Here is a 15,100-nt window from a genome sequence, read left to right on the forward strand (position 1 = left end):
TTGGTTGCTCACTCCCCTCGTTGCTACTTGCCCAGGCCGTACACAGCGTCCCGCACCGCATCGCGGGCAACCTCAGGCAGGGTGCGGTACTCGCCCCACAGCCGCTCCAACGGGCTGGGGTCACGGCGGTCGGCGTTCAGCCACCCGATGAACACGTCCCGCTCCAGCGGAGTCAGACCCTCAAGGCGGCCCAGGATGCCGGGCAGATCGACCTGACGGTTACGGCCGCCCACCCTGCACCTGTTGCACTCGGTGACGAGCTGGGTCTCCGACGTACCGTCGGGAAGCTGGACCTGACGCCGCGCCACATCCAGCTGAGCGTCCTGGCCGCCATCCCCGAAGGACTCACCCGCACCGATGCCGCAGGACCGACAGAGGAAGCTGTCAGCGGCCAGAACCTTGGTCCGCTGAGCTGACGTCAGCCCGGACTTCTCCTTCGGCGACTTCGAATGGCCGGGAAGCCAGACATCGGCCCCCCTCTTCACGAAGCGCTGCTCGTCAAGATGGAGCGACTCATCCTCGCGCCGCGTATCGATCTGCCAGTCGTGATCCCGCAGGTCGCGCACCCGCCGGTCGATCTGCGCCACGTCCGGGAACGCGGCCCGCAACTGCCCCTTGGTGAAGACGTTGCCTTCCCCCACCTCCGACACCAGCCAAAGGCCGGCACGCACCTTGCTGCCAAACGTCTTGTCGAGCCACGACGGCACTGCCACTTGCAACCTCCGCTCAACGGACCCCTTGGAAAGCCTGTCACCAGGCAGCACGGGCACCACGTGGGCCCGCCCTGCTCGGCTTCCGGCTGACCCATCCATTCAGCACGGCTCACGAAGGCGCCGTCCATCCCCTGCTGGCTTTGCGCGCAAGGAAGTCAAATTCCTTTGCTGCACAATGGATTGCATCCGGTCGACGGGGGTGGCGATGGCGGAAAGAAGCAGGACAGGCACGACGGGAGCAGACCTGCCGCCGGGCAGAAGAGCACTCGCCCAGGCAGTAGCCGTTCTCTACGAGCATCTGGCCGTACAGACGCTGGCTCAGGCGTCGGAGCTCTTGGCAGCGCACAACTGGCAGAAGGACCCGAGCGAGATGTCCCGCTATCGCAGCGGCCGCCGTAAACCGCCCCTTGCCTTCCTTCTCCTGCTCCGAGAACTCGCTGTCCAGCGGGCGAGGCCGGGTGCCGTTGTAATCCCCGTCGCAGAACTCCGTGATCTCCATGCGTCCGCTGAGGCAACCCTGTGCCGTAGCTGTGGCCCCTTGCGGAGCGAGAACGAACGCCTTCGGGGCGAGAACGGCCGGCTTCTTGCCCAGCAGCCCCCTCTGAGTTCCCCGCAACCAGCCATCACAGATGCGCGAAATCAGGCCGAGCCACCGCCGCGTGGCCCCCTGCCGGTCCCCCCTTCAGCGGGGGACCGGCAGCGGAGAGCGCGCGATGTGGCTGCAGCTCACCAGCTCGCAGCCAGCGCCGCCGCCCTCTACAGAAGGGGAAAGGCCGGCTATGCGGTTGCCCTGATCCAGCACGCCTCGACGTCGCTGACACCCCTGGAGAGCGCGGCCTCGATCGCCCTGCTGCGCGATGGACAGGATGATCTTGCGGACACGGCTATCGGCATCAGCGGCAGAAGCCTTGCTGAAGAGGATGTCATGCGCATCGCGGTCGAACTACATGCCCTGGGTCTCCCAGATGATGCCGGCGCGATCCTCCGCGCCTCTCTTGCGCGGCCGCCAGCGCAAACCTGACAGGGAACGACACGTTGGGAACGGCCATGGCCATTCCTGACCGACAGCAACGGGTGTTTGGAAGGTCCGTCCGCCCCGCGGCGCCGAAGATCTCCGGCGCCGTGGGGCGGACGGAGGCGGCGGGCAGCTCAGCCGAGGTAGGGGTAGGCGCCGACCAGGTAGTCGCTGATCTGTTGGCGCATGCTCGGGTGGATGTCGTACGCGTCGAGGTCGGCGGGGTGGACGAAGCGGACGCCGTCGCCCTCGTCGTCGATGGTGGGCTCCCCGCCTGTGGGGCGGCCGATGTATGTGTTCCCGTACTGCTGGCGGATCTCGCCGTCGGCGTACGCCACGATGTGCCGGGGGTTGGTGTAGATGCCGAGGAAGCCCGTGATCTCGGCGGCGATCCCCGTCTCCTCCAGGCATTCGCGTACCGCGCACTCCGCAGCCGTCTCGCCGATGTCCTGGGCGCCCCCGGGTAGGGCCCATTGGCCGGTGTCACGGCGGCGCTGGAGGAGGATGGCGCCGCTTTCGTCGACTACCAGGAGGTTGCTCGCAGGGATGAGGGTGTTGGCCTTGGGTGCGTCGGGGTCGTTGTAGTACTCGGCTCGACCCAGATGCAGTTGTCCCTTCTGCGCGGGCCGATTCGGTGTCCCGGCTGCCTCGTGCCTCCACCCGCCGGCCGGCTCCGTCACCGTGAGCTTCTCGGGGTCCTCGGCCTCCCAGGTGTCGCCGCCGCCCCAGACATGGCGCAGGACGTACACGGAGCCTCCTCGGACGTCGGTCACAATGGCCTTCCTGTTGGTGGCCTCGTCGTGCACCTGATCGCCCACCCAGGGCTTCCCGTCCTTCACGCGTCGTCCTCTTTCAGCTCGGCCCAGACCTGCTTGCCCCATCGGTACAGCTCGGTCCCCCACTCCTGCGTGAGCGCGTCGACCAGGACCAGACCCCGCCCCCGGAGACGGTCGTCGCCCGCGTCTACCCTCAGGGTCGGGAGGGTCCTCGAGCGGTCGACCACGCCTACGCGAACCCCGTTCACGTAAGGCCGGGAGACGATCACTCGGATCGACGGGAGTCGACCGTGGTCCACCGCGTTCGCGACCAGCTCGGTGATCACGAGCAGGGCGTCCTCCGTCAACGAGTCCAGGCCCCAGACAGTCAGCGCCGTGCGGACCAGCCGGCGAGCGACTGCTGCGCTCCGCGCCTCGCGCGGAAGGCTCTGCGAGTAGGCAGGGTGGCCCGTCGGAAAAGACGTGACAGCCGCAGCGGCAAGGATGCCGATGGGAGGGGGTGCGGGCTCCTCACGTCCACGCATCTCCTTGTCCCCACAGCGCTCTGCGACAACCCGCTGGGGACGCGGAGGGAAGGAGATCGGCGTCGCAGATGGCGACATCGCAGTCGCCTGGTCTTCCTCGTCACCCACGTGGCTGAAAGTCACCAGTTGCCCTCCCGTCGCTGTCGGTTGGTGGTTTCGTGTTCTCTCAGCGAACCGTGATTCGCGATGGGTGGGCATCCCCGTCGAGGCCCCGATGCCGTCAAACCCGTCAAAGGTTGTTCTCTTGTGAACAGGGGCGCAGCATGGCGCGCAGGAACGACGAACTGGCCGCGGTGATCGCGGAGACGGGCTGGTCGCAGCCCGTGGTGGCTGCCGCAGTGGTACGGGTCGCGGCGGAGTCTGGGATCGACGAACTTCTCAGCGTCACGCGCTCGCACGTCGCCATGTGGGTCGCCGGCACCCGGCCCCGGGGCCGAGCGGCCGACGTCCTACGAGAAACTCTGTCGCGACGGTTGGGACGACCTCTCACTCTCGCGGAGATCGGCCTCGCGGAGAACGCCTCGGATACCGTCACCGCGTCCGAGTGGGACACCGACACGCTGACGACTCTGGTCGACCTGGGGAGAAACAGCATGGATCGCGAACGCCGCCGACTCCTCACCGGCGCCGCCGTCTACTCGGTCGGCGGATTGGTCCTGCCCAGGGATCCGTGGTGGGACGAAGCTCCACAGCGGGCCCGCTCCCGAGCGGCCGGCCCGCACCGCAGAGTCGGTGCGACCGAAGTGCGGGCTGTACGCGAGATGACCGAGTTCTTCGCCCGACGCGATCAACGGCACGGCGGCGTCGACGGCCGAACCGCCCTCTACCAGTACATCGTCGACGACGTCGCCCGGTACATCAGCGGAGTCTTCAGCAGTGAGGCCTCTCGTCGTTCTCTGTACTCGGCGGCGGCCGAGGCTGTGTACGTAGCCGGCTGGATGAGTTTCGACGCCTCCCAACACGAGTCGGCACGGCGCTATTTCACCCTCGCGCTCAAGCTTGCGGCCGAAGCCGACGACGCTCCCCTTGCCGGGCACATTCTGCGGGCCATGGCCCATCAGGCCATAGACCTTGGACACACCAGGGCTGCCTTGGACCTCGCCACCGCCTCCGTCGAACGCAAGAGATACGACCACGCCACCCCCCGCGAACGAGCCCTGATCGGCATCGTGCGCGCGCGGGCGCTTGCCGTGGACGGCCAGAGGGGCAACGCCATCTCCGCTGTCCGCCAAGCCGAAACCGACCTCGGCCAGGCCGCAGCGGGAGACGAGGATCCCCAGCGAGTCTGGTTCTTCCAAGAAGCGTCCCTCGCGCATGAGACGGCCCGCACGCTGTGGGCCCTGGGTGACCTCAGCGGCGCCCTGCGCCACTTCCGTGGCAGCGTTCGACTCCGTAGAGCGGATTCCTTCAGCCGAACCCACGCTGTCACGCTCGGCTACATGGGCACCGTCCAGGCAGAGCAGGGCAGTATCGATGCGGCGTGCCAGACCTGGTCCCGGGCCCTGGACGCCATGGACGGCGTTCAGTCCGGCAGGACGCGGGAAGCGGTCGTCACCATGCGGACGACCCTGTCCCCCTTCCGCAGCCGCGGAATCCCTTGCGTCTCGGACGTGGACGAGCGAGCCCGGCTCGCACTTCGCCGAGTAATCTGACGCCATCGAAGCCGCCGTACCCCCAAGTGGCGTTGCCAATAAGGAAGAAGGGTCGACTGTGCCTGCACAGTTCATCGAGGTGCCGGTCATCGCCGACGTCATCGGAGGCCACACCGGAAGGCTCGACGACTTCAAGGGCGGCGTGGAATCGGTCATCCGCCTGCGGCCGGAGTTCCCCGTGGAAACCCTGCAAGGCATCGAGGAGTTCTCTCACCTCCAGGTCACATGGTTCTTCAACCTGGGGTCCCCAGGCGATGTCGCACTTCATGCGCGCAGCCCCCGCGACAACCCCGCCTGGCCGGCGACCGGCACCTTCGTTCACCACAACCATCGGCGTCCTGCCCGGCTTGCCACGTCCTTTCCGAGACTGCTCAAGGTCGACGGGCGAGACCTGCACGTCACAGACCTCGACGCCGACGACGGCACCCAGGTCGTCGATCTCGTGGCGGTCTTCCAAGAGATGCTCCCTCGTGAGCCCGTCACTCAACCGACCTGGCCGGGCGAGATGCTCGCGGACTACTGGCGAGACTCCTCCGAACGCTGAGGAACGGCCAGTCGGCTCCCTTGGGGCGGGCCCGCTTCGTGGGCTTCTGGTGGGACCGCCCTCTTTCCGAGAGTCGCGCCTTCCACCACCGCGTCAAGGGCAAGTCGGCTCCGCCGATGGGCTGCGCCCACCCTTGACCCGGCGGCTCCAGGCGCGAAAGACCTCTCGGAGGGCGGTCCGGGGGCCGGGGTCCCCGCGGGGGCCCCGGGGGCCTGTCCCGCCGTAGGCGGGTGGGGGTGTGTGGGTGGGGCGAGGCCGGGCATCGGCTGGGCGGGTGCTGGCTGTGTGCGCCGGTGGGTGGGGGCTGGGTTCGTAGCGGGTGTGGGTGGGTCCGGTTCGGTGGGTGGGGTCGCGCGGAGTTGAATGGGGCAGCCGGGCGGTGCTTAGCGGGTTGCGGCCGTCGGTTGGCGGGGATTCAGGCCCCGCTGGTCATTCCCGGTGGGTGGAAGGGGCCAGGGAAGCGCCGGGTGGAGTGAAATGCCGAGGTGAGCGCGAATAACTGCCGACTACCGGCGGTAACGACCCCCACTCAAGTGGTCAAAGGGGCGGATCGGTCAACCGGGCCGGGTTACCCGGAGAAACCACCCACGCAGAGCGACCAGCGGGGCCTGAATCCCCGCCAACCGACGAGCGCCACCCGCTAAGCCCTCCCGGGCCGCCCCATTCAACTCCGCGCGACCCCACCCAGAGAACTGGACCCACGCAGCCCCGCCAATAGCCAAGCCCCCACCCACCGGCGCACACAGCCATTACCCGCCCAGCCGATGCCCGGCCTCGCCCCACCCACACACCCTGGACCCGCCTACGGCGGGACGCGGCCCCGGCGCCCACGCGTGGACCCGTCCCCCCGGCCGCCCTCCGAGTGTGAAAAGGCGGACTCCGCCGCCGGGTCAAGGGTGGGCGCAGCCCATCGCGCAGCGACGCCGCAGGCGCCCTTGACGCGGTGGTGGAGGCCGCCACACTCGGAAAGAGGGCGGCCGCACCCGCACCCCCGATGCCGGATCACGCCGAGTGCCTCAAGTCCCGCACCCTCGAAGCCGGATCACATTTCGCCGCACCACCCGTGGCTTCAACCCGGCTGCAGACCTTGTCCGTTGGACGCGTACCCGAGGGTCACTCACACGGGTGTTCTTTGCTCGCCGTGGCCGTTCGGGGGCGTTTCGGGCGCTACGGTCACGCAAAACGGCCCCCGTCGATGGTTGCAGCCATCGGCGAGGGCCTGAACCACTAATGGAATGCGACTCCACCGTGATCTACCGGCACTTTAACGCGCCTGCCCGCGGCTTCACTCAGCTCTCGCACGACATCATTCGCCATCCTCGGCTGTCTTCCGACGCCGTTCGGCTCCTGACCTGGCAGCTCTCCCTCCCCCACGGCGCCCGCGAGTGTCTCTCCCGCACCGCCGAACGCGCCCGGATCGGGGCAACCGCCTTCGGGCGCGCCAAGCGCCAGCTCAAGGAGGAAGGGTTCGTGCACGAGCGGCGGGTGCAGGGAGCCGGAGGGCACTGGGCCACCCAACAGCTCGTATCCAGCACGCCCTTGACCGCCGATCAGGCGATCAAGATCCTCGCCTGGCATTCCGTTGCGTCTTCGCAGGTCGCACCGAGTCCCCGGAAACCGGCCGTCGGTCAGCCGACAGCCCCGTCGCCCGACCGTCATCCAAAGAAAGACCGTGAGGAGAACACCTCCAACCTTCCCCCGAAGGCCCATGAGACGGCCCCGGAGTCCCCTCGACTCGACGACGCTCGCGCGCTCGTCGGTGCGCTGCCCGTTCTCTCCTCCGCCCTGCGCCACATCCCGCCCGGCATGCGCGATGAACTCGCCCACCTCGCCGCCCGCTGGCTCGACGCCGGCCACAGCTCCACCGACGTGCATGAGCACATCCTGCGCGGGCTGCCCGGTGCCGGGACTCCCGTACACCGGCCCGGTGGGCTCGTCCGGTACCTCCTGCGTGACGTACCCCGCCGGGAGCTGCCGTCCCTGGTCTCCGCCGGGCCGCGGATCTCCGCGCGCCTCGAAGGCACCCGGGAGTGCGCCGGTGTCCACACCCAGCCCATGCTGTTCCGGCCCATCGGCGACGAGACGCACTGCGCCGCGTGCACCCTGAACCCTCCCCAGTGACTCCCGTACGCTCGAAGGGCGACCCACCGACCAGTCGACCAGGAAGGCCCGCCCATGCCCCGCATCCCCTCCCCCGCCATAGCCGCCGTCGGGCTCGTCGGGGGTTATGCCGTTGCCCGGTGGACCAAGAAGCGGCCCCTCGGTGGGGTCGTGCTTGCTGCTGCTGGTGGTGTGGCCGCCAAGGAGTGGCAGCAGGTCGGTGGGGTCAAGGCTTCCGTGGGGCTGACGGCCGCCTACGTCGCCGCCTTCGCCGGGTCCCATCCGCTCGCCAAGAAGATCGGGGCCTGGCCCGCGGTGTTCTCCGTCGCCGGGGCGATGGCCGCCGCCTCCTGGGCCGTCACCCGCGGAAACGACTGACCCCCGCCGCCTCCTCGGCCGTCGCCCGTGAGCAGGGTTCCCTAGCCCCCCACCGCCCTGCTCACCGTGTAGATCAAAAGCCCCGCCAGGGCGCCGACCACCGTGCCGTTGATGCGGATGAACTGCAGGTCGCGGCCGATGTTCGCCTCGATCTTGCGGGAGGTCTGGGCGGCGTCCCAGCCGGCCACCGTGTCCGTGATCAGGGACGTGATCTCGTGGCGGTACGTGGTGACGACATACGCTGCCGCGTCCTCCGCCCAGCCCTCCACCTTTCCCTGCAGCCTCGCGTCCGTCGACAGGCGGGCGCCCAGGGAGATCAGGGAGGCGCGGGCGCGGAGGCGGAGCTGGCTCTGGTCGTCCTCGGCCGCCGCGATGATCAGGGACCGGACCGAGGCCCACGCCGAGGCGATGATGTCCTGGACCTCCGGGCGGGCCAGCAGGTCCGACTTCAGGCGCTCCACGCGCGCCCGCGTGTCCGTGTCCGCCTGCAGGTCGGCCGCGAAGTCCGTCAGGAAGCGGTCGATCGCCCCGCGCGCCGGGTGGCCCGGCATGTCCCGCATCTCCGTCACGAAGCGGAGGATCTCCTTGTAGACGCGTTCGCCGATCCGCTTGTCCACGAAGCGGGGTGTCCAGCCGGGGGCGCCGCCCTGCACCGCCTCCATCACCGAGTCCCCGTGCGTGACCAGCCAGTCGTGGGCGCGCGTGCAGATCAGGTCGACCGCCCTGTGGTGCGCCCCGTCGGCGACCACCCGCTCCAGGGTCTTTCCCAGGCCCGGGGCGATCTCCGCCGCCTCCGCCCGGCGCGTGATCGCCTCCCCCACCACCGCCTGGACGTCCGCGTCCCGGAGGACGGTCAGGGCGCCTCGCAGGGCTGTGGAGAGTTCCGCCGTCACCCGGTCCGCGTGCGCCGGGTCCGCCAGCCACTTCCCCAGTCGGGCGCCGATGCCCAGGGCGTGGAGTCTGCCTCGTACCACGTCCGCAGAGAGGAAGTTCTCTCCTACGAACGTGCCGAGCGACGCCCCCAGCTGGTCCTTCTTCGTCGGGATGATCGCCGTGTGCGGGATGGGAAGTCCCAGCGGGCGCCGGAACAGCGCCGTCACCGCGAACCAGTCCGCCAGCGCGCCGACCATGCCCGCCTCCGCCGCCGCGGCGACATAGCCCGCCCACGCGCCCCAGCCCTCGTTCCGCGCCCACGTCGCCAGGGCGTAGATCACCGCGACCGTGAACAGCAGCGACGTCGCCAGGGTCTTCATCCGGCGGACGCCCCTGCTCTTCTCCTCGTCCGCCGCCGTGTACGCGAAACTCACCATCGACTCGACCTCCTACATCAGGGACTCCCGGCGCTCGTCCCGAGTTCCCCCGTACATCTTCGCGATCACCGCCTCGATGTCCGGCTCCCGCACCGAGAGGTCCACGAGCGGGTACTTCGCCGCCACCGCCGTCACCAGCGGGGCCGCCGATTCCGTCGCCGGGAAGGCGAGCCACTGGCGCGGGCCCTCCGACCGTACGAAACGGGCCCCCGGCACGTCCTCGATCGGCGGCAGCTCCCGCTCCAGGTCGACCACCAGGAGCCGCTCGCTCTCGCCCACCGCGTGCAGGCCCGCCAGCTCCCCGTCGTACATCAGCCGCCCGTGGTCGATGACCATCACCCGCGAGCAGAGCTGTTCGATGTCCGTGAGGTCGTGGGTGGTCAGCAGGACCGTCGTGCCCCGGGTCGCGTTCAGGTCCCGCAGGAACTCGCGGACCCTCGCCTTCGACACGACGTCCAGGCCGATCGTCGGCTCGTCCAGGTACAGCACCTCCGGGTCGTGCAGCAGCGCCGCGGCGATGTCGCCGCGCATCCGCTGCCCCAGGGACAGCTGGCGCACGGGGACGTCGAGGAGGTCCCCCAGGTCCAGGAGGTCCACGCAGCGGGCCAGGTTCTCCTCGTACCGGGCGTCGGGGATGCGGTACATGCGGTGCATCAGCCGGTACGAGGAGATCAGCGGCAGGTCCCACCAGAGCGTCGTGCGCTGCCCGAACACCACCCCTATCCGCTGGGCCAGACGGGTGCGCTCCCGCGCCGGGTCGATGCCCGCGACCCGCAGCCGGCCGCCGCTCGGCGTCAGGATGCCGGTGAGCATCTTGATCGTCGTCGACTTCCCGGCGCCGTTCGGGCCGATGTAGCCGACCATCTCCCCGCGCTCCACGCCGAAGCTGATGCCGTCGACCGCCCGGACCTCCCGCTTCTCACGGCGGATCAGCCCCGCCTTCCGGCGGACGGTGAAGGTCTTCTCCAGCGCGTCGAGTTCGATGAAGGGCATGTTCTCCCAGCTTCCCTTGTTCTCTCAGCTTCCCGTCGATCGGTACGAGCGGATCCCCGCGCGCCACGCCAGCCCCGCGACCCCGCAGCTCACCGCAGCCACCAGCGGCGACACGAACGCCGCCCAGTCCGGCACCCCCGCCGGGGCCGGCCGGCCGAGCACGTACAGCGCCGGCAGCCAGCTCACGAACGCCAGCGGCACGACGTACACGACGCCCCGCACCAGCTCCTGCGCGAAGATCGTCGGCGGGTACTGGAGAAGCGTGTTCCCGCCGTACGTGAAGGAGTTCGTGACCTCGGCGGCGTCCTGGATCCAGAACAGGGCCGACGCGCCCACCACCATCACCGCACCGAAGATCACCGCCCCGCACACCACCGTCACCGGCAGCAGCACCACCTTCAGCGGCGTCCACTCCACGTCGAGGAGGAGCAGGCTCCAGACGAGGACGAGAAGGCCCTGCGCGACCCTGCCGAACCTCCGCAGCGCGAACTTGTCCGCCGCGACCTGCGCCAGCAGCGGCGCCGGACGCATCAGGAACGTGTCGAGCGAACCGTCCCTGACCCTCTTCCCCATCCGCTGCAGCGAGCCCATCGTCAGGTCCGCGATCCCGAACGACGTCCCGGCCGTCCCGTACAGCAGGGCCACCTCCGCGAACGAGAACCCGCCGAGCCCCCGCACCTGACCGAACATCAGCAGGATCACGACGAAGTCGAAGAACGTGACGCAGAAGCTGGTGACCAGAGTCAGGGCGAAGGACGAGCGGTACGTCATCGTGGAGCGGATCCACATGCCCGCCACCATCCGGTACGTGAGCCAGGGGCCGGCCACCGGTGACCTATCCACCCTGCACCACCACCTTCCGCGTCGCCGCCGCCTGCGCCGCCCTCCCCGCCCCCAGCAGGACCAGCGCCCAGCAGCCCTGGAAGCCGTACGCCCCCGCCAGCTCCCAGCCCTCGTACCTGCCCAGGTACACATCGGCCGGCACCTGCAGCAGCGACGCCCACGGCAGCACCCGCGCGAACTCGCCCAGCGCGCCCGGGAAGACGTTCAGCGGGAGCAGCATCCCCGAGAAGAACAGGCCGCCCAGCCAGGCCACCTGCACCACCCCCTGGCCGTCGAGCAGCCAGAACGCGCTCATCGCCACCAGGTACCAGATCGCGAAGCCGACCACCGAGCCCAGCGCCACCGCGAGCAGGAACGCGAGCCAGCCGCCCGGCCCGTCCGGCAGCGTGAAGTCGAAGACGAGCGCCCCGAGCGCCATCGGGGCGACACCGCGGCCGAGCAGCTGGAAGGCGGAGCGGCCGGCGTTGGCCGAGAACCACCAGGCCTGGAGGTCGGCGGGGCGGTACAGGTCGACGGCGATGTCACCGGTCCTGATCCGCTCGATCAGCTCGTCCTCGAAGCCGCCTCCCATCAGTCCGCAGACCGTGATCAGCGCCTGGCCGATCCACACGTAGGCGAGGGCGTCGTCCATGGAGTAGCCGCCGAGTCGCGGCCGTTCGTCCCAGAGGGCGATGTAGGTGGCGGAGAGGACGAAGCCGAAGACGCTGTTGGTGAAGACTCCCGCGGCCGTGGCCACGCGGTAGGTGGCGAAGCGCCGGAAGCCGCCCGCGGCCACCGTCGCGTACAGCCGCAGCATGAGAGGCCCTTTCCGGTACGGATGACGGCGAAGCGCACGACCCTAGTGGCTCCGTCCGGCGCGCCGCGAGCGGTTTTCGCGCCACCTACGGGTCGGTTAGGGGAGTTTCAGCGCATTCCATGCAGTATGTAATGCCATGTCCCCTTCCTCCGGTACGAGCAGCACGAGCGGCACGAGCGACGACGATCCCCACCCGAGCGGCTGGGAGCCGAGGGACCCCACCCTTCCCGGACCCCCCGGACCACGACCGCGCAGACGCCTCCGCCGCGCCCTCAGCACCCTCGTCGGGCTCCTCCTGCTCGGCACGCTGCTGCTCGCCGGCGCCTTCGTCGCCGGCTACCTCCTGGTGGAGATCCCGCCCGCCAACGCCGCCGCCGTCGCCCAGTCCAACGTCTACCTCTACCGGGACGGCACCCCCCTCGCCCGCGACGGCGAGGTCAACCGCGAGAACGTCCGCCTCGACCAGGTCCCGCTCACCGTCCGCCGCGCCGTCCTCGCCGCCGAGGAACGCGACTTCCACACCTCGCGCGCCGTCGACCCCAAGGCCATGGTCCGCGCCGCCTGGAACACCGTCACCGGCAAGGGCCGCCAGTCCGGCTCCACCATCACCCAGCAGTACGTCAAGAACTACTACCTCGGCCAGGAACAGACCCTCAGCCGCAAGGCCAAGGAGTTCTTCATCGCGATCAAACTCGGCCGCGAGAAGAGCAAGGAGGAGATCCTCCAGGGCTACCTCAACACCAGCTACTTCGGCCGCAACGCGTACGGCATCCAGGCCGCCGCCCGCGCCTACTACGGCAAGGACGTCGAGCGCCTCGACACCGCCGAAGGCGCGTACCTCGCCTCCCTCCTCAAGGCCCCCAGCGCCTACGACGTCACCACCCACCCCGAGAACCGCGCCAAGGCCCTCGCCCGCTGGCACTACGTCCTCGACGGCATGGTCACCGAGGGCTGGCTCTCCCCCGCGGCCCGCGCCGCCGCCCGCTTCCCCGCCCCGCAGACCGCCCGCGCCGCCACCGCACTCTCCGGCCAGCGCGGCTACCTCGTCCAGGCCGTCGAGGAGTACCTCACCGACCACGGGATCGTCGACGAGAAGACCCTCGCCGGCGGCGGCTTCCGCATCACCACCACCCTGGAACCCGCCAAGCAGGAGGCCCTCGTCGACGCCGTCGAGGAGCGCGTCGTCTCACGGCTCGACCCGGCGAGCGCCCCCACCGACCGGTACGTACGGGTCGGAGCCGCGGCCGTCGACCCCGCGAACGGCAAGGTCCTCGCCATGTACGGCGGCGTCGACTACACCCAGCAGTACGTCAACAACGCCACCCGCCGCGACTACCAGGTCGGCTCCACCTTCAAGCCCTTCGTCTTCACCGCCGCCGTCCAGAACGGCGCCCAGACCCAGCAGGGCCAGCCCATCACCCCGTACACCATGTACGACGGCACCAACCGGCGCCCCGTCGAAGGATGGGCAGGCAGCCCGTACGACCCCGCCAACGAGGACGACGCCAGCTACGGCGACATCAACGTCGGCGCCGCCACCGACCTCTCCGTGAACGCCGTCTACGCCCAGATGGCCGTCGACGTCGGCCCCGCCCACGTCCGGCGCACCGCCATCGCCCTCGGCGTGCCCGGCACCACCCCCGACCTCACCGCCTCCCCCTCCATCGCCCTCGGCGCCGCCACCGCCAGCGTCCTCGACATGGCCTCCGCGTACGCCACGCTCGCCGCGCACGGCCGGAACGGCACGTACTCCCTCGTCGAGGAGATCAGCCGCAACGGCCAGGAGGTCGAGCTGCCCGGCGTCACCCGCCGGCAGGCCGTCAGCCGCGAGGCCGCCGACACCACCACGTCGATCCTGCGGAGCGTCGTCGAGAGCGGCACGGGCACCGCCGCGCAGGTCGCGGGACGCCCCGCGGCGGGCAAGACGGGCACGGCGGAGGACGACAAGGCCGCCTGGTTCGCCGGCTACACCCCGGAGCTCGCGACCGTCGTCGCGATCATGGGCCAGGACCCCGAGTCGGGCGCCCAGGAGTCCCTCTACGGCGCGCTCGGCCAGCCCCGCGTCAACGGCGGCGGGGTGCCGGCCGAGATCTGGGGCAGCTTCACCCGCGAGGCCCTCGCCGGGACGCCTCCCCGGGACTTCGAGCTCCGGCTGATGCCGGGGGCGGAGGCACCGCCCGTCCCGCCGGTGCCGGACGAGCCGGACGGCTGGTACGAGACGGGCGAGGCGGGACCGGGAGCGACACGCCCCTCCGTACGGCCGTCCGGGATCAGTGGCCGCTCGTCGCCTTGAGCCCCACCACGGCGACCAGCAGCAGACAGACGAAGAAGATCCGGGCGGCGGTCGCCGGCTCACCCAGCACCACCATGCCGAGCACCGCCGCACCGGCCGCGCCGATGCCGACCCACACGCCGTACGCCGTACCGATCGGCAGCGTCTTCGCCGCCTGCGACAGCAGCATCATGGAGGCGACGATCCCGGCCGCCGTGAACACGCTCGGCCACAGGCGGGTGAAGCCGTCCGTGTACTTCATACCGATGGACCAGCCGACTTCGAGCAGACCGGCGACGACGAGCAGAACCCAGGCCATGACGAGACACCTCCGCGAGACGGATCAACAGGGGTGCGTCGTCTTGTCGTGAACCCGGTACGGCGCGTCTCGTCGGGGTGATTCCAGGCTAGCAAAGAACAGGCAAAGGCCCCGGTGACTCCGGTCACCAGGGCCTTCACGCGTCTCTCAGAGGTACAGCCCGGTCGAGTCCGTGGTGCCGAAGCGGTCCGCGGCCACCGCGTGCAGGTCGCGCTCGCGCATCAGCACGTACGCGACACCCCGCACCTCGACCTCGGCGCGGTCCTCGGGGTCGTACAGCACCCGGTCGCCGATCTCGACGGTACGGACGTTCTGGCCGACCGCGACCACCTCGGCCCAGGCCAGGCGACGGCCCACCGCGGCCGTCGCGGGGATCAGGATGCCGCCGCCGGACCGCCGCTCCCCCTCCGGGGAGTCCGTGCGGACCAGGACCCGGTCGTGGAGCATCCGGATGGGCAGCTTGTCGTGCGTGTTCTCGCTCACGGACCGAACCTACCTGCCCGGGCGGGCCGGAAGACGATCACCCCTTGTTCCTCCGCGAGGAGGAGACGATCAGCCCCACGACGGCGACGGCGACGACGGCCGCCGGAACGAGGCGCTCCAGGCGGGGGGCGCCGTCCTCGTGGGTGAAGCGGGCCTTCACGTCCGAGACGACCCGGTTGACGGCGACGAAGGCGCGTCCGGCCTTCTGGTCGACCGTCGAGGCGACCTTCGCCTTGGCGTCCCCGATGATCGTCTTCGGGTGCATCCGAATGCCGATCTCGTCGAGAGTGACGGCGAGCTGCTCGCGCCGGCGGACGATGTCCGCCTCGATCTGCGCAGGGGTCCTGGCCTCCGACACCGCGCTGCCTCCGTAGTCGTAATC

The 15,100-nt window shown here is 70.0% G+C and carries 15 protein-coding genes, 1 pseudogene and 1 riboswitch; of the genes and pseudogenes, 6 read left to right on the top strand and 10 right to left on the bottom strand.

Annotated features, from left to right (window positions below; all coding sequences use genetic code 11):
- Positions 1-23 precede the first annotated feature (23 nt).
- Positions 24-773, bottom strand: coding sequence for a KpnI family restriction enzyme N-terminal domain-containing protein (locus ABT041_RS23030; protein WP_351187269.1), 750 nt, complete (start codon positions 771-773; stop codon positions 24-26).
- A 655-nt stretch (positions 774-1,428) separates the two neighbouring features.
- On the opposite strand from ABT041_RS23030, the gene ABT041_RS23035 reads away from it, so the two are divergent.
- The gene (locus ABT041_RS23035; protein WP_351187271.1) at positions 1,429-1,734 is read left to right on the top strand and encodes a hypothetical protein; all 306 of its coding nucleotides are present in this window, start codon (positions 1,429-1,431) and stop codon (positions 1,732-1,734) included.
- Positions 1,735-1,862: 128 nt separating this feature from the next.
- Here the strand turns inward: ABT041_RS23035 and ABT041_RS23040 are convergent, their stop codons facing one another.
- Positions 1,863-2,330 (bottom strand): NUDIX hydrolase, encoded by a 468-nt coding sequence (locus ABT041_RS23040; protein WP_351187351.1) that lies wholly within the window; start codon positions 2,328-2,330, stop codon positions 1,863-1,865.
- A 233-nt stretch (positions 2,331-2,563) separates the two neighbouring features.
- Positions 2,564-3,226, bottom strand: a complete 663-nt coding sequence (locus ABT041_RS39075; RefSeq protein WP_502976577.1) for an ATP-binding protein — start codon at positions 3,224-3,226, stop codon at positions 2,564-2,566.
- A gap of 65 nt (positions 3,227-3,291) precedes the next feature.
- Between ABT041_RS39075 and ABT041_RS23050 the strand changes: the two genes are divergently transcribed.
- From ABT041_RS23050 to ABT041_RS23065, 4 genes are all read left to right on the top strand, one after another.
- A complete protein-coding gene (locus tag ABT041_RS23050; RefSeq protein ID WP_351187275.1) occupies positions 3,292-4,680 on the top strand; it encodes an NsdA family TPR-like regulatory protein in 1,389 nt (462 codons plus the stop codon).
- A gap of 58 nt (positions 4,681-4,738) precedes the next feature.
- On the top strand, positions 4,739-5,224 hold the full coding sequence (locus ABT041_RS23055) for a TrmO family methyltransferase domain-containing protein (protein WP_351187277.1): 486 nt from the start codon (positions 4,739-4,741) through the stop codon (positions 5,222-5,224).
- A 1,806-nt stretch (positions 5,225-7,030) separates the two neighbouring features.
- Positions 7,031-7,345: a hypothetical protein gene (locus ABT041_RS23060; RefSeq protein WP_351187279.1), complete on the top strand. Its 315-nt coding sequence runs from the start codon at positions 7,031-7,033 to the stop codon at positions 7,343-7,345.
- Between the two features lie 54 nt (positions 7,346-7,399).
- On the top strand, positions 7,400-7,702 hold the full coding sequence (locus ABT041_RS23065) for a hypothetical protein (RefSeq protein WP_351187281.1): 303 nt from the start codon (positions 7,400-7,402) through the stop codon (positions 7,700-7,702).
- 41 nt (positions 7,703-7,743) lie between these two features.
- Here ABT041_RS23065 and ABT041_RS23070 read toward each other — a convergent pair.
- The 4 genes and pseudogenes from ABT041_RS23070 to ABT041_RS23085 form a co-directional block, all read right to left on the bottom strand.
- Positions 7,744-9,012 (bottom strand): annotated as a pseudogene (locus ABT041_RS23070) (DUF445 domain-containing protein); the annotation flags it as partial.
- 12 nt (positions 9,013-9,024) lie between these two features.
- Positions 9,025-10,005, bottom strand: coding sequence for an ABC transporter ATP-binding protein (locus ABT041_RS23075; protein WP_351187285.1), 981 nt, complete (start codon positions 10,003-10,005; stop codon positions 9,025-9,027).
- 24 nt (positions 10,006-10,029) lie between these two features.
- Positions 10,030-10,806: an ABC transporter permease gene (locus ABT041_RS23080; protein WP_351187353.1), complete on the bottom strand. Its 777-nt coding sequence runs from the start codon at positions 10,804-10,806 to the stop codon at positions 10,030-10,032.
- Between the two features lie 34 nt (positions 10,807-10,840).
- Positions 10,841-11,641, bottom strand: a complete 801-nt coding sequence (locus ABT041_RS23085; RefSeq protein WP_351187355.1) for an ABC transporter permease — start codon at positions 11,639-11,641, stop codon at positions 10,841-10,843.
- Positions 11,642-11,780: 139 nt separating this feature from the next.
- Between ABT041_RS23085 and ABT041_RS23090 the strand changes: the two genes are divergently transcribed.
- Entirely contained in the window at positions 11,781-13,937 is a 2,157-nt protein-coding gene (locus ABT041_RS23090) for a transglycosylase domain-containing protein (RefSeq protein WP_351187287.1), read from the top strand.
- On the opposite strand, the gene ABT041_RS23095 is transcribed toward ABT041_RS23090, so the two are convergent.
- From ABT041_RS23095 to ABT041_RS23105, 3 genes are all read right to left on the bottom strand, one after another.
- Positions 13,915-14,235 carry a DMT family transporter gene (locus ABT041_RS23095; protein WP_351187289.1) on the bottom strand — a complete coding sequence of 107 codons (321 nt, stop codon included), beginning with the start codon at positions 14,233-14,235 and terminating at the stop codon, positions 13,915-13,917. The two genes, ABT041_RS23090 and ABT041_RS23095, sit on opposite strands and share 23 nt — an antisense overlap.
- Positions 14,236-14,267: 32 nt before the next feature.
- Positions 14,268-14,333: riboswitch (guanidine-III (ykkC-III) riboswitch) on the bottom strand.
- A gap of 49 nt (positions 14,334-14,382) precedes the next feature.
- On the bottom strand, positions 14,383-14,718 hold the full coding sequence (locus tag ABT041_RS23100) for a GroES family chaperonin (protein WP_351187291.1): 336 nt from the start codon (positions 14,716-14,718) through the stop codon (positions 14,383-14,385).
- Positions 14,719-14,755: 37 nt separating this feature from the next.
- Positions 14,756-15,076 carry a DUF3618 domain-containing protein gene (locus ABT041_RS23105; RefSeq protein ID WP_351187293.1) on the bottom strand — a complete coding sequence of 107 codons (321 nt, stop codon included), beginning with the start codon at positions 15,074-15,076 and terminating at the stop codon, positions 14,756-14,758.
- Positions 15,077-15,100: the final 24 nt, after the last annotated feature.

This window comes from Streptomyces sp. NPDC002825, from assembly GCF_040295385.1.
Taxonomy (GTDB): Bacteria; Actinomycetota; Actinomycetes; order Streptomycetales; family Streptomycetaceae; genus Streptomyces.

What these genes read in the sequence shown, in the direction of transcription:
- ABT041_RS23050 (WP_351187275.1), top strand. Translation starts at nt 3,292, where the DNA reads ATGGCGCGCAGGAACGACGAACTGGCCGCGGTGATCGCGGAGACGGGC.
- ABT041_RS23090 (WP_351187287.1), top strand. Translation starts at nt 11,781, where the DNA reads ATGTCCCCTTCCTCCGGTACGAGCAGCACGAGCGGCACGAGCGACGAC.
- ABT041_RS23080 (WP_351187353.1), bottom strand. Translation starts at nt 10,806, where the DNA reads ATGGTGGCGGGCATGTGGATCCGCTCCACGATGACGTACCGCTCGTCC.
- ABT041_RS23065 (WP_351187281.1), top strand. Translation starts at nt 7,400, where the DNA reads ATGCCCCGCATCCCCTCCCCCGCCATAGCCGCCGTCGGGCTCGTCGGG.
- ABT041_RS23060 (WP_351187279.1), top strand. Translation starts at nt 7,031, where the DNA reads ATGCGCGATGAACTCGCCCACCTCGCCGCCCGCTGGCTCGACGCCGGC.
- ABT041_RS23095 (WP_351187289.1), bottom strand. Translation starts at nt 14,235, where the DNA reads ATGGCCTGGGTTCTGCTCGTCGTCGCCGGTCTGCTCGAAGTCGGCTGG.
- ABT041_RS39075 (WP_502976577.1), bottom strand. Translation starts at nt 3,226, where the DNA reads ATGCCCACCCATCGCGAATCACGGTTCGCTGAGAGAACACGAAACCAC.
- ABT041_RS23075 (WP_351187285.1), bottom strand. Translation starts at nt 10,005, where the DNA reads ATGCCCTTCATCGAACTCGACGCGCTGGAGAAGACCTTCACCGTCCGC.